The organism is Bacillus cereus group sp. N24 (assembly GCF_016483345.1).
Taxonomy (GTDB): domain Bacteria; phylum Bacillota; class Bacilli; order Bacillales; family Bacillaceae_G; genus Bacillus_A; species Bacillus_A toyonensis.
In genome coordinates this window covers 443,958-467,939 of record NZ_JAEHCA010000002.1, presented here as the reverse complement: position 1 = coordinate 467,939, position 23,982 = coordinate 443,958, and the positions used below count along the sequence as shown (strand labels likewise).

The window sequence follows — 23,982 nt, the reverse complement described above, 5'->3', positions numbered from 1 at the left end:
CTTTATGAAACAGTTAAGCTTTTGGTGCAGGTGTGTCACCTTTATTATAAGTTGGCGAACCAGTATTACCATCAGCTATACCCCAAGGTTCTCCGTGTGTGTAAGATGGAGACCAACCTTCTCCATGTGTATATTCAGGAGAACCACCAGTATGACCGTGACTATACGATAAGTCAGGTCTTTGTGGTGCAGGTGTGTCACCCTCAGCCATTGCTAAGAAACTAAATGCCGTAACCGATAATAGTAGTACTGTTTTAAGCTTTTTCATTATACTAACGCCCCTTTTTCTTCATATTTCTTTCTTGCTTCATTACTCATGTAAAAATACCTACTTGCCTTCTTTTCGTTTGCTTCCTTCTAAAACATAGTTGCTAATATTTCCGTGTATTCTTGTACGCAACGTGTTAAATTTTCTGCTTCGAAGTAGGAAATTCCTTCTAAAACAACACTTTCCAACGTTAGAGAATCAGAACCATTATTCATTTCCTTCAAGATATTAAAGCGATGTACGTATTCCTTATTTTCTATCTTAGTACAAGCTGCAAGCCCTTTTTCAATGAGTGTATCAACCTTATTGTGTTCACCCAATTTATAATATTCCCTAGCCTGTAAGAATATAGCTTTATAATGGTTTGGAAGATGTTCTGTAACTTCTGATAAATGACGGATAGCTAAATCTGAAAGGTTTTGATTTGCGTATAACCAGCCTAAATTATTTCTAATACGTAACAGTAGTTCCGTGTTATTAATCTTTTTAACAATATCAATAGCTTTATTTAAGTGTTCTTCTGCTTGTTCAAATTGTCTTATCTGTATACATGCTAAGCCTAGGACGTTTTCACATAAAGCAATGTTAATGTTATAACAGTTAGTTTTGCTGAAAAAGTCTTTTGCTTTGTTAGCATATGAAATAGATGGTAGGGGTTTATAAGTTTGGTAATAGAAAGATGCCAACCTATAATTAAATTCTGCTTTTTCTACTTCGGCAGGCACATACATTAAAAGTTTCTCTGCTTTTCCAAAGTATTCTTTTGCTTCATTATAGTCTGCAAGAATTGTGCTGTGAATAGCTTTGAAGAAGTGATAATAATAGGATAAAAAGCTGTTATCAGGTATATCAAAGGAGTTAATTTCATTAAAGCTATCTTTTGTAATGTTAAGTCCATCGGTTAGTACTTTATATCTAAAGTCTAATAATGAATAGTATAATAATAAATTTTTATCTTCTTTTATACTGGAAAGTTTATCTTCAACTTCTTGTTTTAAGTTTGTTGCTTGTATATTTTGGTATTGTAGTATAGCTTGATACCAGTCATTAAGTAACTTTGTAACTTGTTCATTCCCCTTCACTGGAACGTGCATGTAATCCCTTCCTTTTCTGAATAGTCTTACATTAAATGATAACAAGAATAGAATATAATGGAAATTGAATTTTAATATTTCTCAACATTTGTTTAACAATTTTATTTTCAATTATATAACTAATCGTATTAATTCTACCTGTCTAGTAAATTCAAATATTTGGCACAGTGAAATAACCAGACATGGTATAATTTTCTTATAAAGTACTGTATAAAGAAGGAAGGTCAATTCATGAGTTTAAATATGTATTTGGGAGAAGTACAAAGCCAAACTCAAAGTATGAACGCTGTATGTACTGCTACCATTCAAGGTATGGAACAAGCCATTCAGTCGATTGACGCTTTTGCAATTGATACTGTTCTACAAGGACAAACTTATAGCAGTGCAAAATCATTTTTTGTACAAACCTTTCGTCCTTTAGCACAAGGAATCATTTATCTGTGTGAAGAGTTAATTCGTCAGAATGATGCTTTTCCAAGTCAATTTCAATCACAAGTCGCTTCCACAGATGTAATTGAACAAGAAATATTAGAACAAATTCGAGAAATTGACCGAATGAAAGCAAGTATGGAAGCCATCAGTCAAGCTATGCCAATCCCAGGTATGGACGCTATGGCGAATCTTTTTACTGTCATGAGGAAAAAACTGCAAGAAAAATTAGAACATCTATATGAATTTAATTATACTTCTAGTAATAATTATGATACTGCACTCCAACTAGCTGCGAGTATCGCACAAGGTCTTGCGGAAGTGCAAGGTGGCAAAGGATTTAGTCCTGCAAGCGGAACGTTTAGTACGCAAAGATTGAATATGGAGTGGACAACTGCTATTCAAGCGATTGGAGAAGATAGGGCACGCCAAGCTAGCAATCTTCTAAATGACAATTTATCAGATGATAATATCGAAGAAGAGGCAATGTATGATGATACCTCCCTTGAAAAATCTATGCTTAGAAAAGTTTGGGACGGTATATACGTTGGTTCTGGGCAAGTTATCGGAGAGATTGTAGAAGGATTCAATTCACTAGACGATACAGTAACAAAAGAAAATATCAAGTATGCTATAGGTCACCCTCTAGAGACGGCATATACTATGTGTAATACTTTTTCGGATTCATTTATGAATGATGTTTGGCATGGTGATGCGGAAAGTCGTACAAAATGGGGAACAAGTATTTTTATGGAATTTGGGTTAGGATGGATTGGGGATAAAGGGATAAGCAATGTAGGGAAAGTAACTACACTCCGTGAAGGTGTAAATCTAGCAAAGTTTTCTACAGGAATCTCTTCTGTTGCGAATAAATTACCGTTGACAGAACGCTTTGCATTCGCAGGTGCTAGTGGCTTTGGAAGTGCAAAGAGAAAAGCTTCTGAAATGTTACAAGAAGCCCGTGATACATTTATGTTTTCCAAAACTGGTGGAAGAAGTAGGGTCAAAGATGTTCAAGAAGTAATAAAGGAATATGCAGATAAAGTTCTTGATAGAGTAGATGTGAAAAATGATTATCCCGATTCGTATACAGCATCTCAAAAATTGCGTGCAGAACTTAAAGAAGCAGGGATTGAACCACCACCGTATCCTAATGCGGCACATCATATTGTACCTTGGAATGATGGTAGGGCTGTGGAAGTACAGGAATTATTAAAAGAGATTGGAATACACCATGATGCTGCTGTCAATGGGGTATTTTTACCGTATAAAGTGAATGATTATGTGACCACTGAAGTATTGCATATAGGTAGCCATTCTAAAGAGTATATAAGAGAAGTAACAGAACGACTAAATAGTGTTGTGGAAATGGGTGGTACTCAAGCTGATGTAGCTGAAGTTTTACACAAAATAAGACAAGATTTATTAGAAGGTAAGATAAGATTAAATGAACCAAAGAAATAACTATATGTCAATAAATGGTGAAGGAGAATATACATATGAAGATTTGGCAATTAAAAAGTTCAACTAGTGATTATCAAACTTTTCAATTATTAAATTATGAAGAGGACAAAAAATATTTTAAAAATGATTTTAACTCTACAGTGAGTTTGTCAGATTCATGGACAGTTAAATTTATTGAGATTATAGATGAAGGGTATCAAAGTGATTGTCCTATTTTTTGGGGGAAATCTGGTGTACAAATAATTAGTGAGAAAGCTAAAGGAGTATTAGAACCCTTAGTAGGCAATAATGTTGAATTTTTACCATTAATTCATAAAACAACAAACGAAAAGTACTATGCTATTCACGTTTTATGTGTGTTAGATGCACTTGATATTAATAATACAATATTTGAAAAATTAAGTTCAGGTTTAATAATAGGCTGTGAAAAATTTGTATTTATTCCTAGTGTTGTTCAAAATGAAATGTTTTTTAAATTGTATATAAATGGAAAGATTCACCCGAACTATATTTTGGTAGCAGATGAATTTAGAAATGCAGTTTTAGAAAGTGATTTAAAAGGTTTTGAATTTGTAGAGATATGGGATTCAGAAGCAAATATGTAGTTAAATTGACTTTCAAAAGCTGACAGACATTATAAAAAAGCAGAACCTCAGCTTTCATCAGGTTCTGCTTTTTTGCTACCTACTACCTCACATATACATAGGCTTCATTTGCCGTTACATAGTATGTTTTGCCATTGTAAATGGTAAATTAAAATTAAATAAACCGAAGAAGGAATAATTTTATTTATGCTAGAAAAATAGTAAAGGAGAAAAAAGATGAAAATTTGGCAATTAAAAAGTTTATTTGATAACTATAAATCTTTTCAACCATTAAATTTGAAAGAAGACCGTAAAAAATATTTCGATGAAAAAATTGATTTGGCAATAAAGCTATCTGATTCATGGGGAGAAATTCTTGTTGAATGTGTAGAAGGAGATAACCATAGTGATTGTCCTATGTTCTGGGGGGAACTTGGCACGCCGATGGTTAGTAGAAAAGCAAAAGAGGTATTAGAACCTCTAATTTGTAATAATGTTGAGTTCCTTCCGCTAACCCATGATGTTACAGGTGAAGTTTATTACCTAATAAACGTTTTAAATACAATTGATGCAATTGACTACAATAAAGCAGTTTTTGAAAAACTAAGTACAGGATTAATAATAGGTTTCGAAAAATACGCATTTTTGCCTAATATAGTTGAAGGGCAGATAATATTTAAAACCTATTTAAATCAAAGATTACACTCCTCTACTGTTTTAGTGTCTGACGAATTTAGAAATGCAGTTTTAGAGAGTGATTTAAAAGGCTTTGAATTTGTAGAGGTATGGGATTCAAAAGCGGACATGTAAAAGAAAGTCCTTAAAATAACTGATAGGAGTTAACAGCATGGACACAAAAGTTTCAGAAATCCTAAGAATGTTAGACAATTATGAGGGAAATGAGAAAGGAATTTTTGAACAGATTCAAGCTGAAGCAATGGTGAAATTTATATGTGGAAAAATCTGATTTTAGAAATTGAAAAAATAGAGAAAAGTTTTAATGATAAACTGAGTACGCCAGCAACAGATAGCGAAGTTCAGAAATTAAGAGAACATGCAAAAGAGAAATTTAATGTTGATTTACCGAGTGAATACGAAGAGTTTCTTAAAATTATAAATGGTTTAGATTTTAATGGGCTGGTACTTTACGGAGTTGATTCTCCTTTACTAGAAACAGAAAAAGATGAACAAATTTGCGGCTTTATAGACACGAATGAGATTTGGTATGAAAATGAATTTCAAAAAGAGTATCTTTTCTTTGGGGATTCAAATATTGCGTGGTTTTGCAAAAACTTATCAGACAGTACTTATCTAGAACTCGATAAACCATCTGGCACAGTGATGAACACATATAATGATTTCAATACAATGCTTGAGGAAGCATTGAAAACAGCCCATCTGTAATAAGGAGGTAATTAAAACATGTTTAACTTTTTGAAAAAACACATTGTAGCAGACGAGAGTATTAAATCTAATCAAACACCTATTTTTTATCCTTTATCAAAAGAAGAGATAGCAGAAGCAGAAGATTTGTTGAAAATGCAATTCCCAAAAGAATTAAAACGTTTCTATGAGGAAATTGGCTATGGATTTTTAAAGACTAATAAGACTCTTATTAACAGATTCATGGACCCATTTTCTGTTGCAGATTTTCGTTTAAGACAAGATATTTATGAATATAATCCTAATTTCGACGATGTCGATGATGAAGAATCACTAGTATTTTTTGAAGTATCAGAGATTAGCTTTTTAACAATTAAATTTAAGCAGGAAAATGAAATAGGTCAATGTCCTATATATTATGGTTCAACGAAAATAGAGGATTCTTTAGAAGAATTTTTAATAAAAATGGAAGAAAATCCTGATTATTATATTTAATAGATATCAATTCTATTTTTTTAGAGTAGTGCATTATTGGTTCATCATTTTAAGAATTGTTTTCTAGCTTATGTGATTGCGAAGACAAATAATAATTAATTATGAGTAACAAAAGTAAGACTTATGTGAATTACGCATAAGTCTTTTTAATATGTATCCCACAGTTAAGAGGAAGTTTTTATTGTTTTTGTAGTAATTAATTTGTGCTATATAGAAGGCTAGGTGTCATTAGTGTAGGTACTAAAACATATAATAAGGAAGAAAGGTGTCTATTATTGGGGTTATTCAAACGCACTAACTTATATAAAACAGAACTATTGTTACTATATATTATGAAAGAATTAGAATCGGATAAAGCACCTGTGAAGTTATCATATAACCAATAAGACTATTTACGTGCGAACCGTAATACAACAAAAGCAATAAAAGGACTGAAAGAACAAGGGTTACTATCTGTTATAGTAGGACAAGGGAAAGCTTCTAACACTTACTACCTTACACTAGAAACGGTGTATAAGTATAAAACATGAATTTGAATGGAGTTTATTTTTGATTTAATAAAATTATAGAATAAAGCAAAAAATTTCTTGTAGGAAATTGTAAGTGATTAACTATTATTCAGTTGCGAGGAAGTTGGATTCATCCTATGTTGAAATAGATTACTAATAAGTTATATATAAGTATTCAACAGGCTAAAAAATAATGTCTGAATATAATTGAAGGTACTTCAAATAGGTGGTACAATTAAATTTAGATAAGCAATAGATTGTACACTTCTAACCAATAAATAGAAGCATTTAATGATAGTTATGAAATACAACACGCCTTGATATAGCGATGGTTATACAGTATCCATGTCAAAAGCAAAACCTACGAATTCTGAATTTATCGCAATGGTTGCGGATAAGTTGAGACTTGAACATAAGGCTAGCTGAGAGTATAAATAGCAAAGCTGACGATGAAATCTAGAAACAATACTAATTTTAAAAAAATAAAAGTTTCATTCAAAGGCAAATGAATTTTATGATTCATTTGCCTTTCTATTTTGTAGAGAAGTCAAATTTTTTTGTAAATTAAAGGCTCATTCAACTCCCTAGGATATAAAGTCTATATTTAGAAGGATTACTTATAAGGGCACGGTCTTTTATATAATATTTTGCGAGAGGTTTTAATAAATACAGATGGGGGGACGAGAGCGGAAAAATAAAATATTAACTTGGCTAGGGATAGTAGTGGTTATAGGGGCTTGTGGTGGTGGCGACCTTTTGGATATTAAAACTTGCAGATTATCCAGTAGATAAACAAGCAAGTGCTGAAATAGATAAAAAGGAGAATCGCTGGTAGTAGGTAGAGGGGAGATGGGGATCTATATGTTACTGGAAATTCTACTGAAAGCGAAGCAACTACAGCGATGCAAAACAAGTGTAATAAAGTGAAACTATAAGTAGTGGAGGTATCCATCCCTCGCCTCTTATTAGTGCGAACGACGTCCTAATAAGAGGCCAATTGAATTTTTTATTGCTGAAAGAAGCTAATATTTAAATTAATAAATAAAATATTATGTTGAAAGATCAGATTAACAATTGACAGTTTAAGGTAGATGATGTAAAATTTTGTTGATTTTTATATTGTGAAAGCTATAGTAAATAAAGAGGTATATTTACTATAAGCTTTCGTATTTCTAGATTCTTTTTTTAAAAAATATGACAAAATAGGTTGTAATTTACACTTAAAAAGAGCTGGAAGGATAATGCTAGTTGCATGTTTGTCTGGCAAAAAAACGATGACGTAATGGCATGCATATAAAGGAGATAAAAAATGCAGACAAAGTGGTTAAAATGGGAAGTTATAGCAGTTGTTGTTGCGGCAATAGTAATGATCGGTTTATTACTTATTAAGCCTATTGTTGGTCTCGCTGACAATGGTGACTTTGAACGTATTATGATTCAAATTGGATTGGCTTATCCAGATCCAAATGAAGCGAGGGTAGATAAATACTTTTCATTTATCCATCATTTATATGCTTATGTGAATCCAGCTGCAGGTGATTATGTTTCTTCGCAGTTGTTTCTCATGGTTCCAGCTTTATGGATTGGTAAAATATTACCAGGACCTTGGTTTGATATACGAGTTCTAGCGGTCGAATATATTATGATTTTTCTTCTAGCACTATATCTAATTGTCAAACTGAATAAAACGAATAATAAAATCGTGAATGGTTTTCTTGTAACGTTAACAATTGTTGTTTTTGCAGATATTGGATACATACTATATTTTAATTCTATGTATGGTGAAGCTGTAACGTATGTGTTTCTATTTTTAACAATTGCATTAGGAATACAACTTGCGCGTCAGAAACATCCGTCTATTTGGTTAGTTATTTTGTTTTATATATCAGCAATAATGCTAGCTTGTTCTAAAACGCAGTATACACCAGCAGGATTTATAGCAGCATTACTTACTATTAGACTATGGTTTATACGCAAGGATAAAGTATGGAGAAGTGTAATTGTATCAATGACGGCATTACTTTTAATTTTATCTTTCATTTGTTATAAAAGCTCACCTGCATGGATTGATAAAATTAATATATATCAAACAGTATTTTATGGGGTTCTTAAAGATTCTCCAAACCCAGAACAAGATTTACGTGATCTTGGAGTTGATCCAGAACTTGCTGTAAATGCAGGAACTCATTTTTGGTCTAATGCAGCGATACCACAGGAAGACCCGAGATTGCATAAAGAATTATATAATAAAATAAAATTCCCTGATATCGCCAAATTTTATTTGACGCATCCACAAAGATTTTGGAGTAAACTAGAGGCAACAGCTGAATATGCTTGGACTATCCGACCGTCCGTTGATGGGGTTGCTTTTCTTGGTAATTATGAGAAAAAAGATAATCCAGTTCCCGCTACTCAAGTGGAGACATTTTCTTTATGGAGTCATGTGAAAGAGCAATATCATCCAAATGGATTCATATGGATTGTTCTTTTATACGTTTTATATGGACTAGGAATTTTGCTAGAATACAGAAGAGCTAAGACGCATAGTGAGCGGCTTATTCCTGACATATTTACAGCGGTAGCTATAATTGGCATGATTTCTTATGTGGTCCCATTTGTTGGAAGTGGAGAAGGGGATTTCGCTAAGCATTTATTTTTATTTACAGTTTGCTTAGACGTAATGTTAGTAAGTGGGATTTGGTGGTTAGCGAAAGGTAGATTACAATAAAAACTTAATTAATAGAGGATAATAGTCAGTGGAGATAGATAAAAAAAGCTGACTAAAATTCCACTGTATTTTATGATTATTTACGATACTAATCTTCATCGTTATGTAAGAAAAACTATTTGAAATACGAAACGAACTAGATTATTATTATTTAAGAGTCTATAATGGTGTATATTGGAAAGATTTTAGGAGGATGGACATGGAATTTTTGAGCGGAAAAGTAGTTACCGTGTTATTAGCATTGTTTTTTATCATTACAGTATATGTTAATATTAATACGGTATACTATGTAATCATTTCCTTTTTTGGATTTGGTAAAGCGAAACGTGATTATGAAATAATTGAAGATAAGACAAAGTTTTTAATATTAGTTGCAGCACATAATGAAGAGAAAGTAATTGGTTCAACTATTGATAATTTAAGAAAAATTCAATACCGAGATGATTTGTATGATATTTATGTTGTAAATGATAATAGTACGGATAGAACAGGTGCTATTTGTGAAGAAAAGGGAATGAAATATGTTAATACAAGTGAACAGCTATTTCCTCGTGAAGGCGTAGGGAAACCAGCAGGTTTACAATATGCGTTACGTCATTTAGGATTTGATAAACTGACTGAAAAATATGACTGTTTAATGATTTTAGATGCTGATAATCATGTCGATTCGAATGTTTTACAAGAGTTAAATTCACAGTACATTGCTAAAGATAAGCCAGAAGCGATTCAAATTTATTTAGATTCAAAAAACTCAGCGACTAATTTATCGCTTGGTTATGCTATGAGCTATTACTTAACAAATCGTTTCTTCCAGCTGGCAAAATATCGTCTGGGATTACCGAATGCTATTGGTGGAACTGGGTTCATTGTTAAAATGGAGTACTTAATGAAACATGGTGGTTTCCGTTTTGATTCGCTAACAGAGGATTTAGAATTAGAGATGGAAATTGTTAAAGATAATGGAAGAGTATTATGGAATCACTTTGTTCGAGTATACGATGAAAAACCAGATAACTTTAAAATTAGTATTAAACAACGTACGCGTTGGTCTCAAGGGCATTGGTATGTTGCATTTACAAACTTTAAACCTATGGTAAAAAAACTGTTTACTGAAAAAGGGAAAATAAGAATTATTGACCAGTTGTTTTATCTATTCGGAATGACTCGTGCAGTTCAAATGACAATAACCTTGATAGGTATTTTAATTGCTTTAGGATATGTTGTTGCGACGCAATCATATCAAGATATCCCTGCAATAGGGAAACGTTTAGTTGCGATGATTTTAGGTGCGAGTATTCTTTCTTTAATATTATTCCTGTATCAATTTGTTGTTTGTATGTATTATGCAGTTAAGGTAGATACAAATAGAAAGTATAAACTTATCCAAATGAGTTTTTCTATCTTTTATTACGCATATACGTTTGTTTATGCTCAAATTGTTGGTCTAATTAAATGGAAGCAACAACATACATGGGTGAAAACAGAGCATAATAAGACAACGATAAATCATAAAGCGGATAAATGATAAAGGTTTAATATATTTCCAATAGAGAAATGAAAGAGCGATGCCATGAGGCAACGCTCTTTCATTTTTTTGTTCAAAGAATGCTTGTAAGAAAGCGATTAGTTGTGGGATCAGTAGGAGAATAAGACAAGATAACTTATCTGGTGGAAGTTTCACTGTATGGAAGATGTACTTGTGATAGTATATGTAGTAAGGATAAATCAAAAAGTCCTGCAAAACAGGACCATATTATTCTTCGTCTTTATTTTGTTTTTCTAATTCAACTAGCTTTTGAATTAAAATGTGTTGTGGCATATGCATGAGCTGTTCGAGCGGCACACCTAATGCTTTTGATAAGCGAACTGCAGTGTCTGGAGAAATTTGTAATGGTCTCATAGAAGTACCTCCTTTTTCGTATAGTATAGCATAAGATTGGGGGAGTGAGGATGACTCTTATATTTGCACATCGTGGTGCAGCGGGAACGTATCCGGAAAATACAATGGTTTCATTTGAAGCGGCGGAGGCTTTTAGAGCGGACGGAATTGAGCTTGATGTTCAACTAACGAAAGATGGAAAGGTTGTCGTCATTCATGATGAAACGGTGGATCGGACAACAAATGGAAAAGGTGCGGTTCGAAATTATTTATATGAGGATTTATGTAAGTTGGATGCGAGTTATAAATTCGGTGATAAAGTAGGTTTTTGTAAAATACCTCTTCTAGAAGAAGTATTAGAATGGCTCGCCAAAACGAAATTGCTACTCAATATTGAATTTAAAAATAATAAAATCCCATACAGAGGTTTAGAAGAAGAGGTTATAACACTTGTACGTAAGTTTAGTCTAGAAGATCGTGTTGTATTTTCTTCGTTTAATCACTACAGTATGAAAAAATGTCATATGATGGCTCCGGATATTCAAACAGCTATTTTATATCGTGAAGGTTTGCATAGTCCGTGGGCATATGCAAAAAAAATGGGCGCAACAGCAGTACATCCTAATTATCGTTACCTTCAAGATGCCATAGCTATACTAACAATGGAAAGTGGTGTAGAGGTTCGCCCCTATACAATAAATGAAGAAACTCTTATGCGTAAATATTTTGATATGAATATTTCGGCGATTATTACCGATTATCCTGAAACAGCAAGAACTTTATTGCCGATAAAAAAATGAGACCTAATATAAAGGTCTCATTTTTTATTTATCAAGCTCTTTGTTGTAGGACTCATCATCAGTTAGAAATGGACAAAACCCTAGTGATTAAAGTTTTACTTTATCTTCTAAAGCGAGCTTGAACTTTATTGCGTTTACGGTCTCGGTGTAAGACGAAGCCACCAAAGATGTAAAACCCGAGTGCGAAGCAGAGAGCGCCAATAAAAAACTGTAACCATAGTATAGAAATTGGGGGGAATAAAATCCCAAACACAGTATCTCTCATTAACTTAATGCCGAATACAGCTAATGAAATAGGGATGAGTGCTAATAATAGAGCAAGGTAACGCTGCATACATAACGCTCCTTTTCAGATTATTTAGTATATTCCAATGATGTTATATGAGAAGGGGGTTTGTCAAGAGGGGGCTGAGCGAGTAAGATAAAGGTGTGAAAAATTTTGCAGAGATACTTCGAGAGGAAGTGTAATGTATGAAACAAAAGGTTTTAATTGTTGGTGCAGGTGAAGGTGGAAGTACACTGCTGAATCTGTTACAAAGTTCGAATATATTTCAAATTATAGGAGTTATTGATATAAATCCGACTGCGCAAGGATTACAAATTGCTAAGGAAAATGGGATTGTGATTGGAGAGAGTGTAACTCCGTTTCTTTCTATGCATATCGATGTCATATTTGATATGACAGGTGACGATGGTTTACATAAAGTTTTACTAGAGAAAAAGCATAAAGATACTCTTCTCATTCCAGGTGATATTGCGAAAATTGTTACAAAATTAGCGCATGAGAAGGAAGGTTTAATTGGACAGTTAGAGGAACAGACACAACAAGGAGAATTAATTTTAAATTCTACACATGACGGTATGATTGTAATTGATAAAGAGGGACAAGTCCGTCTTTTTAATAAAAGTGCAGAGCGTATTATCGGATATAAAAAAGAAGACGCGATAGGGAAATATATTTTAGAAGTTATTCCAACTAGTAAGCTGCTTCGCATTATACGTACGAAACAAATAGAAGTAAATTATGAACTGACGTTAGAAAATGAAAAGAAAATTATTACAACACGTATTCCAATATTAAAAGAAGGAGGAGAGGTTCAAGGGGCATTTGCGATTTTTAAAGATATTACAGAAGTTGTAGATTTAGCGGAAGAAGTTACAGATTTAAAAGAAATTCAAACGTTACTCGAGGCAATTATCAACTCATCTGAAGAAGCAATTTCGGTTGTCGATGAGAAAGGAAGAGGATTAGTTATAAACCCTGCTTATACGAAGTTAACGGGTTTAACAGAAGAAGATATTCTTGGACAACCGGCTACAACTGATATTGTAGAAGGTGAAAGTATGCATATGAAAGTACTTCGAACGCGTAGGGCGGTACGCGGAATACATATGAAGATTGGGCAAAAGAAGCGCGATGTAATTGTAAACGTAGCACCCGTTATTGTTGATGGGATATTAAAAGGAAGCGTCGGTGTAATTCGTGACGTATCAGAAATTCAAAAGTTAACAAATGAGTTGAATAGAGCGAGACAGATTATTCGTACATTAGAAGCAAAATATTCATTTGATGATATTGTCGGAAATTCAGATGAAACAACTGCAGCTATCGAGCAGGCGAAACTTGGGGCGAATACACCGGCAACAGTATTGTTACGCGGAGAATCTGGGACGGGTAAAGAATTATTTGCACATGCGATCCATAATGGAAGTAATCGAAAATATAATAAGTTCGTCCGTGTAAACTGTGCGGCGATTTCGGAGACGTTGTTAGAAAGTGAATTATTCGGTTATGAGGAGGGTGCGTTTTCTGGAGCGAAAAGAGGGGGGAAACGCGGATTCTTTGAGGAAGCGAATAACGGTAGTATCTTTTTAGATGAAATAGGTGAGTTGTCTGCAAATACGCAAGCGAAACTCCTTCGCGTGTTGCAAGAAAAAGAAATTGTAAAAGTTGGTGGAACGAAAGCGATACCTATTAATGTTCGGGTAATTGCAGCGACACATGTGAATTTAGAAAAGGCTATTCTAGAAGGAGAGTTTAGAGAGGATTTATATTATCGATTAAATAAAATTCCAATTCAAATTCCGTCTCTTCGTCAGCGAAAAGGAGATATACCGGCAATTGCTGAACGATTGATACAAAAAATAAACCAAGATTATGGTCGGAATGTAGAGGGGCTCACTGATTCGGCTATTTCCTATCTACAATCATATGAATGGCCAGGGAATGTAAGGGAACTTGAAAATATTTTAGGACGAGCGATTATCTTTATGAATTATAACGAGATATATATTGATGTACAGCATTTACCCCCTTTGCATAAAGAAGAGCAGGCGGAGTTAGCTCAAAATAACTTATTACCTGAATTAGAAGAAAAGCCACTTGAACATTTAGTGACAGAGTTTGAAGGGAATATTATTCGTGGATATCTAGAGAAATTTGATGGGAATAAAACGAAAACTGCAAAAGCATTAGGAATTTCAGTTCGAAATCTATATTACAAGCTAGAAAAGTATGAGTGTGCAAAAAATAGCATGCAATAAATTGCGTACCGTGCAATTTATTGCATGGTATATAAAAAGCGACAAATTAAGACAGAATGTTTCGTTATTTTGCAAAGTATTGATTTTACTGCATTTTGAATGCGTTTTCATTATTGGTAAGACCACTTTAAAAAGTTGGCACGGTATTTGCTTTATAAATAAACGAGGGACGACGGAAAGGGTTGATTACAAAATATGAAGTTAGAACACTTAATTGATCAAGCAGCAGGACAGTCTAAAAAAACTGTAGCTGTAGCAGTAGCTGAAGATCATGAAGTAATTGAAGCTGTAGCGAAAGCGATTAAATTACAGCTAGCTCAATTTCGTCTATATGGAAATCAAGAAAAAATAATGGGGATGCTACAAGAACATGGTTTACAAACTTCAGACCACATTGAAGTGATTGCAGCAGCGTCAAGTGCTGAGGCTGCAGAGCTTTCTGTTAAATCTGTGAGAAACGGTGAAGCAGATGTGCTTATGAAGGGCAACATCCCAACAGCGAATATTTTAAAGGCTGTGTTAAATAAAGAGTGGGGGTTACGTAAAGGTAGCGTGCTTTCACATGTAGCAGCATTTGAAGTTCCAAATTACGATCGTCTTATTTTCGTTACAGATGCAGCGATGAACATCGCACCTGATGTAACACAAAAAACTGCTATTATACAAAATACTGTAGAAGTTGCCCGGGCAATAGGAATCGAGTTGCCAAAAGTGGCACCAATCGCAGCAGTAGAGGTTGTGAATCCAGCGATGCAGGCGACAATTGATGCAGCGATGTTAACACAAATGAATCGCCGCGGACAAATTAAAAATTGTATCGTTGATGGACCACTTGCTTTAGATAATGCAGTATCACAAATCGCAGCAGAGCATAAAGGCATAGTAAGTGATGTAGCAGGTAAGGCAGACATTTTACTCGTCCCAACGATTGAAGCTGGAAATGTGCTCTATAAATCACTCGTTTACTTTGCAGATGCAAAAGTAGGAGCGATGATTGCTGGCGCAAAAGCACCGATTGTTTTAACATCTCGTGCTGATTCAGCAGAAACAAAAGTATATTCATTAGCATTGGCAGTTACGACTGCTTCAAAATAAACCAAAAAGGGTAAAACATTAGGGGGAAACGACAATGACATTAGAAATCTTCGAATACTTAGAAAAATATGATTATGAGCAAGTAGTATTTTGTCAAGATAAAGAATCAGGTTTAAAAGCAATTATTGCAATTCATGATACAACACTTGGACCGGCTCTTGGTGGAACAAGAATGTGGACATATGATTCTGAAGAAGCGGCGATTGAAGATGCATTGCGTCTTGCAAAAGGGATGACATACAAAAACGCAGCAGCTGGTTTAAACCTAGGTGGAGCGAAAACAGTAATTATCGGTGACCCACGTAAAGATAAGAGTGAAGCGATGTTCCGTGCATTAGGACGCTATATTCAAGGATTAAACGGACGTTACATTACAGCTGAAGATGTTGGTACTACAGTAGATGATATGGATATTATCCATGAAGAAACTGACTTTGTAACAGGTATTTCACCTTCATTCGGTTCTTCTGGAAACCCATCTCCAGTAACTGCATATGGTGTATACCGTGGTATGAAAGCAGCTGCGAAAGAAGCGTTCGGTACAGATAATCTAGAAGGAAAAGTAATTTCTGTTCAAGGTGTTGGTAACGTAGCATATCATCTATGCAAACATTTACACGCTGAAGGAGCAAAATTAATTGTTACAGATATTAATAAAGAAGCTGTACAACGTGCAGTAGAAGAATTCGGTGCAACAGCAGTTGAGCCAAATGAAATTTACGGTGTTGAATGTGATATTTACGCACCATGTGCATTAGGCGCAACAGTTAATGATGAAACTATTCCACAACTTAAAGCAAAAGTAATCGCGGGTTCTGCAAATAATCAATTAAAAGAAGATCGTCACGGCGACATCATTCATGAAATGGGTATTGTATACGCACCAGACTATGTAATTAATGCAGGTGGCGTAATTAACGTAGCAGACGAATTATATGGATATAATAGAGAACGTGCGCTAAAACGTGTTGAGTCAATTTATGACACAATTGCAAAAGTAATCGAAATTTCAAAACGCGATGGCATAGCAACTTATGTAGCAGCAGATCGTTTAGCTGAAGAGCGCATTGCAAGCTTGAAAAACTCTCGTAGCACATACTTACGCAACGGTCACGACATTATTAGCCGTCGCTAATCATTCATATATAACTTTTACAAAAGGTGTGGTTACCTCTTATGAGGTTTCCACGTCCTTTTGAATTTATTAGTGGAGGTAGCAACATTGTCCTTAAATCGAATTCTTGTTATTAACCCGGGTAGTACATCCACAAAAATTGGTGTTTTTGATAATGAAAGACCTGTTTTAGAAGAAACAATTCGTCATGATGAAGAAAAGATTGGGAAATATAAACGAATTATCGACCAATATGAGTTTCGAAAAGAAACAATATTAGAAGTTTTACATTCTCACGGTATTAACATTTCAAAATTGAACGCTGTTTGTGGGCGTGGTGGATTACTTCGTCCAATAGAAGGCGGAACATACACAGTAAACGATGCAATGTTAGAAGATTTGAAAAATGGATTTAGCGGTCATCACGCTTCGAATCTTGGAGGCATTTTAGCATATGAAATCGCTTCTGGATTAAATATTCCAGCATTCATTGTGGATCCTGTCGTTGTAGATGAAATGGAACCGATTGCTCGTATAAGCGGTATTGCTGGTATGGAACGTAAAAGTATTTTCCATGCATTAAACCAAAAAGCAGTTGCTCGTAAAGTGGCTGTAGAATTAAACCACAAATACGAGGATTTAAATTTATTAGTTACACATATGGGCGGCGGTATTACAGTTGGTGCTCATAAAAAAGGAAAAGTTATCGATGTTAATAATGGCTTAAACGGAGAAGGACCATTTAGTCCAGAGCGTGCTGGTACAGTACCAGTAGGACAATTAGTTGAGATGTGTTTCTCTGGTGAGTATTACCGAGACGAAATGGTTAAAAAACTTGTCGGACAAGGTGGACTTGTAAGTCTTATCGGTACAAATGATGCAATTAAAGTAGAACAAATGGTTGAAAAAGGCGATCCTGAAGCAACTCTTATTTATAAAGCAATGGCATATCAAGTTGCGAAAGAGATTGGCGGAGCTAGTGCTGTACTTCACGGAAAAATCGATGCAATCGTATTAACTGGTGGACTTGCATACAGTAAAATACTTGTTGATGAAATAAAAGAACGAGTGGATTGGATTGCAGATGTTATCGTACATCCAGGGGAAGATGAGTTAGAAGCGTTAGCAGAAGGAGCACTTCGTGTATTACGTGAAGAAGAAGCGCCGAAAGAGTATGTGGTAAGAGAAAAACAAACAGTAGCTAGGGGTTGAGATAATGGCAAGAGAATATGATTTAGTCATCGTTGGCGGCGGTACAGGTGGATATGTTGCTGCAATTCGCGCATCACAACTAGGATTAAAAACAGCACTTGTTGAAAAAGAAAATCTTGGTGGTACTTGTTTGCATAAAGGATGTATTCCTAGTAAAGCTCTTTTACGTAGTGCGGAAGTATACGCAACTGCTAAAAAAAGCGAAGAGTTCGGAGTTATTGCAAGTAATGTAGAACTAAACTTTGCAAAAGTACAAGAGCGTAAAGAGAAGATTGTAACGCAGCTTCATAAAGGTGTTCAACATTTAATGAAACAAGGTAAAATTGATGTGTTTGAAGGTATTGGCCGTATTCTTGGCCCGTCTATTTTTTCTCCGATGCCAGGGACAATTTCAGTTGAACTTGCAAGTGGAGAAGAGAATGAAATGTTAATTCCAAAAAATGTACTTGTTGCAACGGGTTCTCGTCCAAATTCATTACCAGGTTTAGAGTTAGACGGAGAGTATGTAATGTCTTCAGATCATGCCCTAAAAATGGAAACGCTTCCTAGTTCGATCATTATCGTTGGTGGCGGTGTAATTGGTATTGAGTGGGCATCTATGCTTGCTGACTTCGGTGTAGAAGTTACAGTGTTAGAGTATGCGAAAACGATTTTACCACTAGAAGATCAGGACGTTTCAAAAGAAATGCAACGTCTGTTCAAGAAAAAAGGTATTAAAGTGGTGACTGGTGCAAAAGTATTACCAGAAACATTGGTAAAAGATAATGGAGTAACAATTCAAGCTGAACATAACGGTGAGAATAAAGAATTTAAAGCAGAAAAAATGCTTGTATCTGTAGGAAGACAGGCCAATACGCAAAATATTGGTTTAGAGAATACGGATATCGTTGTGGAAAAAGGATACATTCAAACAAATGAGTTTTATCAAACGAAAGAATCTCATATTTACGCAATTGGAGATGTAATCGGTGGCTTACAACTTGCTCACGTTGCTTCACACGAAGGAATTGTTGCAGTAGAACATATTGCAGGGAAAGAAGTTACGCCAATTGATTACTCTATGGTATCAAAATGCGTATATAGCAGTCCAGAAGTTGCTTCTGTCGGTTTAACAGAACAAGAAGCGAAAGAAAAAGGCTATAAGTTAAAAGTAGGTAAGTTCTCATTCCGCGCAATTGGAAAAGCGCTTGTATACGGAGAATCTGATGGTTTTGTAAAGCTTGTAGTTGATGAGGAAACAAATGACATTCTTGGTGTTCATATGATTGGACCACACGTAACAGATATGATTTCTGAAGCTGGTCTTGCAAGAGTACTTGATGCAACACCTTGGGAAGTAGCACATACAATTCATCCGCATCCATCATTATCTGAGGCGATTGGTGAAGCAGCACTTGCTGTAGATGGAAGAGCGTTACACGCATAAAAATGTGGATTTAGGAGGTTATGAAAAATGGCAGAAGTAAAAGAAAAGCGCCATGAAGAGCTTGGCTTAAGTGATGAGCAAGTATTAGAAATGTTCCGTACGATGTTACTTGCACGTAAAATTGACGAACGTATGTGGTTATTAAACCGTGCAGGTAAAATTCCATTCGTAATTTCTTGTCAAGGACAAGAGGCTGCACAAGTTGGAGCAGCGTTCGCTCTTGATAGAGAGAAAGATTATGCATTACCATACTACCGTGATATGGGTGTTGTACTAGCGTTTGGTATGACAGCTAAAGAGCTTATGTTGTCAGCTTTCGCGAAAGCTGGAGATCCAAACTCTGGTGGTCGTCAAATGCCTGGTCACTTCGGTCAAAAGAAAAATCGTATTGTGACAGGTTCATCTCCAGTAACAACACAAGTACCACATGCAGTTGGTATTGCGTTAGCTGGAAAAATGGAGAAGAAAGATTTAGTAACGTTCGTTACATTTGGAGAAGGTTCTTCAAACCAAGGTGACTTCCATGAAGGGGCAAACTTTGCTGGTGTACACAAACTACCTGTTATTTTCATGTGTGAAAATAACAAATATGCAATCTCTATTCCGGTTGAAAAACAATTAGCATGTAAAAACGTATCAGATCGTGCAATTGGTTACGGTATGCCTGGATATACAATAGACGGAAACGATCCGCTTGCAGTATATAAAGCTGTAAAAGAAGCAGCAGACCGCGGTCGACGTGGTGAAGGTCCAACTTTAATTGAAACAGTATCATATCGTTTAACAGCACATTCTAGTGACGATGATGATCGTGTTTATCGTGATAAAGAAGAAGTAGAAGAAGCAAAGAAAAAAGATTCAATTATAACATTTGCAGCTTATTTAAAAGAAGCTGGCGTGTTAACTGAGGAATTTGAAAAACAAATGTTAGACGAAATTATGCATATCGTAAATGAAGCAACAGAATATGCAGAAAATGCTCCGTATGCAGCACCTGAAGATGCATTGAAGCACGTATACGCAGAATAGGGGGGAACGTTTCATGGCTGTAATGTCTTATATTGATGCTATTACATTAGCAATGCGCGAAGAAATGGAACGCGATGAGAAAGTATTCGTTTTAGGAGAAGATGTTGGTAAAAAAGGTGGCGTGTTTAAAGCGACACACGGTTTATATGATCAATTTGGTGAAGATCGTGCACTTGATGCACCGCTTGCAGAATCTGCAATTGCTGGGGTAGCAATTGGTGCGGCAATGTATGGTATGCGCCCAATCGCTGAAATGCAGTTTGCTGATTTCATCATGCCAGCAGTAAACCAAATTGTTTCTGAGGCAGCAAAAATTCGTTATCGTTCTAACAACGATTGGACTTGTCCAGTTACAATTCGTGCGCCATTTGGCGGGGGTGTTCACGGTGCATTGTATCATTCACAATCTGTAGAAGCGATGTTTGCAAACCAACCAGGTTTAAAAATTGTTATCCCTTCTACACCATATGATGCAAAAGGCTTATTAAAAGCTGCAATTCGTGATGAAGATCCGGTACTATTCTTTGAGCATAAGCGTGCCTATCGCTTAATTAAAGGTGAAGTGCCAGAAGATGACTACGTATTACCAATCGGAAAAGCAGATGTAAAACGTGAAGGTGATGATATTACTGTTATCACTTACGGATTATGTGTTCACTTTGCTCTTCAAGCAGCTGAGAAGTTAGCGCAAGATGGCATTTCTGCACACATTCTTGATTTACGTACTGTGTATCCATTAGATAAAGAAGCAATCATTGAAGCTGCTTCTAAAACAGGTAAAGTTCTTCTTGTAACAGAAGATAATAAAGAAGGAAGCATTATGAGTGAAGTGGCGGCAATTATCGCTGAAAATTGTCTGTTTGATTTAGATGCACCAGTTGCACGTCTTGCAGGCCCAGATGTTCCAGCAATGCCATATGCACCAACAATGGAAAAATTCTTTATGGTAAATCCAGATAAAGTTGAAAAAGCAATGCGTGAACTTGCGGAATTTTAATCGGGGGGACTATACATGGCTGTAGAAAATATTACAATGCCTCAGCTCGGGGAGAGCGTTACAGAGGGCACAATTAGTAAATGGCTCGTTAATGTTGGCGATCACGTAAATAAGTATGATCCGCTTGCAGAAGTAATGACTGACAAAGTAAATGCAGAAGTACCATCTTCTTTCACTGGTATTGTGAAAGAGTTAATCGCTGGTGAAGGCGATACGTTAGCTGTAGGTGAAGTAGTTTGTGTCATTCAAGTAGAAGGCGCGGATGAAGTAGCAGCAACAGCTGTAGAAGAAAAAACAAAAGAAGAACCGAAGGCAGAAGTAACTACGCCTGAAAAAGCGCCGAAAGTAAAACAACCAACTGATGGAAAACCACGTTTTTCACCAGCGGTATTAAAACTTGCGGGCGAGCATAACGTTGATTTAGATTTAGTAGAAGGTACGGGAGCAAATGGTCGTATCACTCGTAAAGATATTTTAAAACTAGTGGAATCTGGAAACATTCCGCAAGTAGGTGCGAAAAAAGAGGAAGCTGTAGCAGTAGTAGAAGCGCGCCCAGAAGCACCAAAAGCAGCGCCAGTAGCGCAAAAAGTAGAAGCTGCGAAACCAGTTTCTGTACCGACAATGCCTGGCGATATCGAAATTCCAGTAACAGGTGTGCGTAAAGCAATTGCAGCGAATATGTTACGTAGTAAACATGAGGCGCCACACGCTTGGATGATGATTGAAGTAGATGTGACAAACCTTGTGTCATACCGTAATTCAATTAAAGGTGACTTTAAGAAGCGCGAAGGCTTTAACTTAACGTTCTTTGCTTTCTTCGTAAAAGCAGTAGCACAAGCGTTAAAAGAGTATCCTCAAATCAATTCTATGTGGGCTGGCGATAAAATCGTTCAGAAGAAAGATATTAACCTTTCTATCGCTGTTGCAACAGAGGAAGAACTATTTGTACCAGTAATTAAGCAAGCGGACGAGAAAACAATTAAAGGTATCGCTCGTGAAATTACAGAGCTTGCAGGAAAAGTACGCACGAAATCGTTAAAAGCGGACGAAATGCAAGGCGGAACATTTACAATTAATAACACAGGATCATTCGGTTCTGTTCAATCTATGGGTATTATTAATTACCCTCAAGCAGCTATTTTACAAGTTGAATCAATTGTAAAACGCCCAGTAATCATGGATAACGGTATGTTCGGTGCTCGTGACATGGTTAACTTATGTCTATCACTTGATCACCGTGTACTTGATGGTTTAATTTGTGGTAAGTTCTTAGGACGTGTAAAAGAAATTTTAGAAAACATGTCAGAAAATAATACATCTGTATATTAATAAAAAGCTCGCTTATGCGAGCTTTTTATCATCTTATTTCTTCATTTGCATTCTACTGTATGTACAACACTTTTCCCAGTAATCTTACAATGAACGATTATGTATTAGGAATTTACGAAAATACATTGCTGATATATGGTATATAGATATAAAATAAGAAAAGAATAATTTTTTTGGCAAATCTTACTGATGAAACTGTAGTATAATATATTGTATTGTATGAAAAAGAGAGTTATTCTATATAAGTGTTTTATAGATAATGTGTAATCAGTCGTCAAAACATGAAGAATGTTGACTCCTGGTTTTTTATTTTGCTGTAACAATGTTTCAGGAGGATGTCATGAAAAGAAGTACCGAGTTTCTAAAAAGTTTAGATGTAAAATTAATTTTAATTTTGTGTGCACTATGTGTTACGAGTATAGCTGCTATATATAGCAGTCAGCAAACTGGCCAATATGGAGAGGCAAACTTTGCGATGAAACAGGGTTTGAACTACATAATTGGGGTTGTATTGTTATTGCTTGTTGCAAGCATTGACCTAGATCAATTACAAAAATTGTCTTGGCCACTTTATATCGTTGGATTTGCTTCACTTATTCTTTTGAAAATACTACCAGTTTCCACTTTCACACCTGAAAAATTAGGTGCAAAAAGATGGTTTGTATTTCCGCTAGTTGGACAAATTCAGCCGTCTGAGTTTTTCAAAATTTCATTGCTTCTCGTAGTAGCAAGTATAGCAGTGAAACATAATGCACAGTATATGGCAAGGACATTCCAAACGGACTTAAAATTAGTAGGTAAAATTGTGCTAGTATCCCTCCCGCCTATGGCTGTTGTATATAGCCAACCGGATACAGGGATGGTGTTCTTATATGCTGCTGCCATTGCATGTATTTTATTTATGTCAGGTATTCAGAAGAAATTGATAGCGTTATGTACAGTTATTCCAGTCACCATATTAACTACGTTAATATTTATTTACGTAAGGTATGAGGATTTCTTCTTTAATAAGTTAGTTACTTTACTAAAACCTCACCAACAATCACGTATTTTAGGTTGGTTAGATCCATTTGAACATACAGATCAAGGTTATCAAACGCAGCAATCGATTTTAGCTGTAGGTAGTGGCGGTATGGAAGGGAAAGGATTTGGCGAAGGGAACGTCTATATCCCTGAGAAGCATACTGACTTTATTTTCGCTACAATTGCCGAAGAAGGTGGATTTATCGTAGCAGCGTTAGTTGTGTTCTTGTTCCTATTACTACTATATAGAACAATTATTATTGGTTATTCTGCTGATAATTTATTCGGTACATTATTATGTGCTGGATCAATTGGGATATTAACGGTTCAAATATTCCAAAACATCGGTATGATCGTTGGATTAATGCCTGTAAAAGGGATTGCATTGCCTTTCTTATCGTATGGGGGAAGTTCCTTGTTCTCGAATATGATTATGATGGGTCTCATATTATCGGTACGGAAAACGTATAAAAAATATATGTTTTCAGTTAAGTAAAAAAGCTAGTTCGTGTAAAAACGAACTAGCTTTTTTACATATATGCTTTTAAACGTTGCAAACTAAAACAGACTAGCAGTTTGA

At 35.4% G+C, this 23,982-nt stretch carries 20 protein-coding genes and 4 pseudogenes; 20 read left to right on the top strand and 4 right to left on the bottom strand.

What is annotated here, in order from left to right:
- Nucleotides 1–13 precede the first annotated feature (13 nt).
- Both JDS95_RS05385 and JDS95_RS05380 read right to left on the bottom strand, forming a co-directional pair.
- Complete coding sequence (locus JDS95_RS05385; protein ID WP_000734398.1) at nucleotides 14–268, bottom strand: DUF2790 domain-containing protein; 255 nt, start codon at nucleotides 266–268, stop codon at nucleotides 14–16.
- Nucleotides 268–1,362 (bottom strand): annotated as a pseudogene (locus JDS95_RS05380) (response regulator aspartate phosphatase). The gene JDS95_RS05385 and the pseudogene JDS95_RS05380 overlap by 1 nt, the downstream one beginning before the upstream one ends.
- A 231-nt stretch (nucleotides 1,363–1,593) precedes the next feature.
- On the opposite strand from JDS95_RS05380, the gene JDS95_RS05375 reads away from it, so the two are divergent.
- From JDS95_RS05375 to JDS95_RS05340, 10 genes and pseudogenes are all read left to right on the top strand, one after another.
- The gene (locus JDS95_RS05375) at nucleotides 1,594–3,255 is read left to right on the top strand and encodes an AHH domain-containing protein (RefSeq protein WP_144467023.1); all 1,662 of its coding nucleotides are present in this window, start codon (nucleotides 1,594–1,596) and stop codon (nucleotides 3,253–3,255) included.
- A gap of 35 nt (nucleotides 3,256–3,290) precedes the next feature.
- Entirely contained in the window at nucleotides 3,291–3,860 is a 570-nt protein-coding gene (locus tag JDS95_RS05370) for an imm11 family protein (RefSeq protein WP_070173760.1), read from the top strand.
- 216 nt (nucleotides 3,861–4,076) lie between these two features.
- Complete coding sequence (locus JDS95_RS05365; RefSeq protein ID WP_085450659.1) at nucleotides 4,077–4,649, top strand: imm11 family protein; 573 nt, start codon at nucleotides 4,077–4,079, stop codon at nucleotides 4,647–4,649.
- Nucleotides 4,650–4,790: 141 nt separating this feature from the next.
- Entirely contained in the window at nucleotides 4,791–5,243 is a 453-nt protein-coding gene (locus tag JDS95_RS05360) for a YrhA family protein (protein ID WP_085450658.1), read from the top strand.
- An 18-nt stretch (nucleotides 5,244–5,261) separates the two neighbouring features.
- Entirely contained in the window at nucleotides 5,262–5,717 is a 456-nt protein-coding gene (locus JDS95_RS05355; protein WP_085450657.1) for an SMI1/KNR4 family protein, read from the top strand.
- 275 nt (nucleotides 5,718–5,992) lie between these two features.
- Nucleotides 5,993–6,247 (top strand): annotated as a pseudogene (locus JDS95_RS31045) (GntR family transcriptional regulator).
- A gap of 309 nt (nucleotides 6,248–6,556) precedes the next feature.
- Nucleotides 6,557–6,652: pseudogene (locus JDS95_RS05350) on the top strand (sporulation initiation factor Spo0A C-terminal domain-containing protein); the annotation flags it as partial.
- Nucleotides 6,653–6,898: 246 nt separating this feature from the next.
- Nucleotides 6,899–7,131 (top strand): annotated as a pseudogene (locus JDS95_RS32100) (hypothetical protein); the annotation flags it as partial.
- 404 nt (nucleotides 7,132–7,535) lie between these two features.
- Nucleotides 7,536–8,954, top strand: coding sequence for a glycan biosynthesis hexose transferase WsfD (gene wsfD / locus JDS95_RS05345; protein WP_001193753.1), 1,419 nt, complete (start codon nucleotides 7,536–7,538; stop codon nucleotides 8,952–8,954).
- A gap of 199 nt (nucleotides 8,955–9,153) precedes the next feature.
- Nucleotides 9,154–10,479 (top strand): glycosyltransferase family 2 protein, encoded by a 1,326-nt coding sequence (locus JDS95_RS05340; RefSeq protein ID WP_000395074.1) that lies wholly within the window; start codon nucleotides 9,154–9,156, stop codon nucleotides 10,477–10,479.
- Between the two features lie 228 nt (nucleotides 10,480–10,707).
- Here the strand turns inward: JDS95_RS05340 and JDS95_RS05335 are convergent, their stop codons facing one another.
- Nucleotides 10,708–10,854 (bottom strand): YycC family protein, encoded by a 147-nt coding sequence (locus JDS95_RS05335; protein WP_001247671.1) that lies wholly within the window; start codon nucleotides 10,852–10,854, stop codon nucleotides 10,708–10,710.
- A 50-nt stretch (nucleotides 10,855–10,904) separates the two neighbouring features.
- Here JDS95_RS05335 and JDS95_RS05330 point away from each other — a divergent pair, with 50 nt between their 5' ends.
- Nucleotides 10,905–11,633: a glycerophosphodiester phosphodiesterase gene (locus JDS95_RS05330; RefSeq protein ID WP_000172598.1), complete on the top strand. Its 729-nt coding sequence runs from the start codon at nucleotides 10,905–10,907 to the stop codon at nucleotides 11,631–11,633.
- A gap of 100 nt (nucleotides 11,634–11,733) precedes the next feature.
- On the opposite strand, the gene JDS95_RS05325 is transcribed toward JDS95_RS05330, so the two are convergent.
- Complete coding sequence (locus JDS95_RS05325) at nucleotides 11,734–11,967, bottom strand: DUF2627 domain-containing protein (RefSeq protein ID WP_001190186.1); 234 nt, start codon at nucleotides 11,965–11,967, stop codon at nucleotides 11,734–11,736.
- Between the two features lie 137 nt (nucleotides 11,968–12,104).
- On the opposite strand from JDS95_RS05325, the gene JDS95_RS05320 reads away from it, so the two are divergent.
- The 9 genes from JDS95_RS05320 (at nucleotide 12,105) to JDS95_RS05280 (ending at nucleotide 23,898) form a co-directional block, all read left to right on the top strand.
- On the top strand, nucleotides 12,105–14,177 hold the full coding sequence (locus JDS95_RS05320) for a sigma-54 interaction domain-containing protein (protein ID WP_000811004.1): 2,073 nt from the start codon (nucleotides 12,105–12,107) through the stop codon (nucleotides 14,175–14,177).
- Nucleotides 14,178–14,372: 195 nt separating this feature from the next.
- The gene (yqiS, locus tag JDS95_RS05315) at nucleotides 14,373–15,272 is read left to right on the top strand and encodes a phosphate butyryltransferase (protein ID WP_000763083.1); all 900 of its coding nucleotides are present in this window, start codon (nucleotides 14,373–14,375) and stop codon (nucleotides 15,270–15,272) included.
- 34 nt (nucleotides 15,273–15,306) lie between these two features.
- Nucleotides 15,307–16,407 carry a leucine dehydrogenase gene (locus JDS95_RS05310; protein WP_000171363.1) on the top strand — a complete coding sequence of 367 codons (1,101 nt, stop codon included), beginning with the start codon at nucleotides 15,307–15,309 and terminating at the stop codon, nucleotides 16,405–16,407.
- 87 nt (nucleotides 16,408–16,494) lie between these two features.
- Complete coding sequence (gene buk / locus JDS95_RS05305; RefSeq protein ID WP_000056190.1) at nucleotides 16,495–17,598, top strand: butyrate kinase; 1,104 nt, start codon at nucleotides 16,495–16,497, stop codon at nucleotides 17,596–17,598.
- A gap of 4 nt (nucleotides 17,599–17,602) precedes the next feature.
- On the top strand, nucleotides 17,603–19,024 hold the full coding sequence (gene lpdA, locus JDS95_RS05300) for a dihydrolipoyl dehydrogenase (protein ID WP_000090439.1): 1,422 nt from the start codon (nucleotides 17,603–17,605) through the stop codon (nucleotides 19,022–19,024).
- 27 nt (nucleotides 19,025–19,051) lie between these two features.
- Entirely contained in the window at nucleotides 19,052–20,053 is a 1,002-nt protein-coding gene (gene bfmBAA, locus JDS95_RS05295) for a 3-methyl-2-oxobutanoate dehydrogenase subunit alpha (protein ID WP_000852549.1), read from the top strand.
- A 13-nt stretch (nucleotides 20,054–20,066) separates the two neighbouring features.
- On the top strand, nucleotides 20,067–21,050 hold the full coding sequence (gene bfmBAB, locus JDS95_RS05290) for a 3-methyl-2-oxobutanoate dehydrogenase subunit beta (RefSeq protein WP_000290072.1): 984 nt from the start codon (nucleotides 20,067–20,069) through the stop codon (nucleotides 21,048–21,050).
- 15 nt (nucleotides 21,051–21,065) lie between these two features.
- Nucleotides 21,066–22,379, top strand: a complete 1,314-nt coding sequence (locus JDS95_RS05285; RefSeq protein WP_000257668.1) for a dihydrolipoamide acetyltransferase family protein — start codon at nucleotides 21,066–21,068, stop codon at nucleotides 22,377–22,379.
- Nucleotides 22,380–22,719: 340 nt separating this feature from the next.
- Nucleotides 22,720–23,898 (top strand): FtsW/RodA/SpoVE family cell cycle protein, encoded by a 1,179-nt coding sequence (locus JDS95_RS05280; RefSeq protein WP_000831187.1) that lies wholly within the window; start codon nucleotides 22,720–22,722, stop codon nucleotides 23,896–23,898.
- The last annotated feature ends 84 nt before the right edge of the window (nucleotides 23,899–23,982 follow it).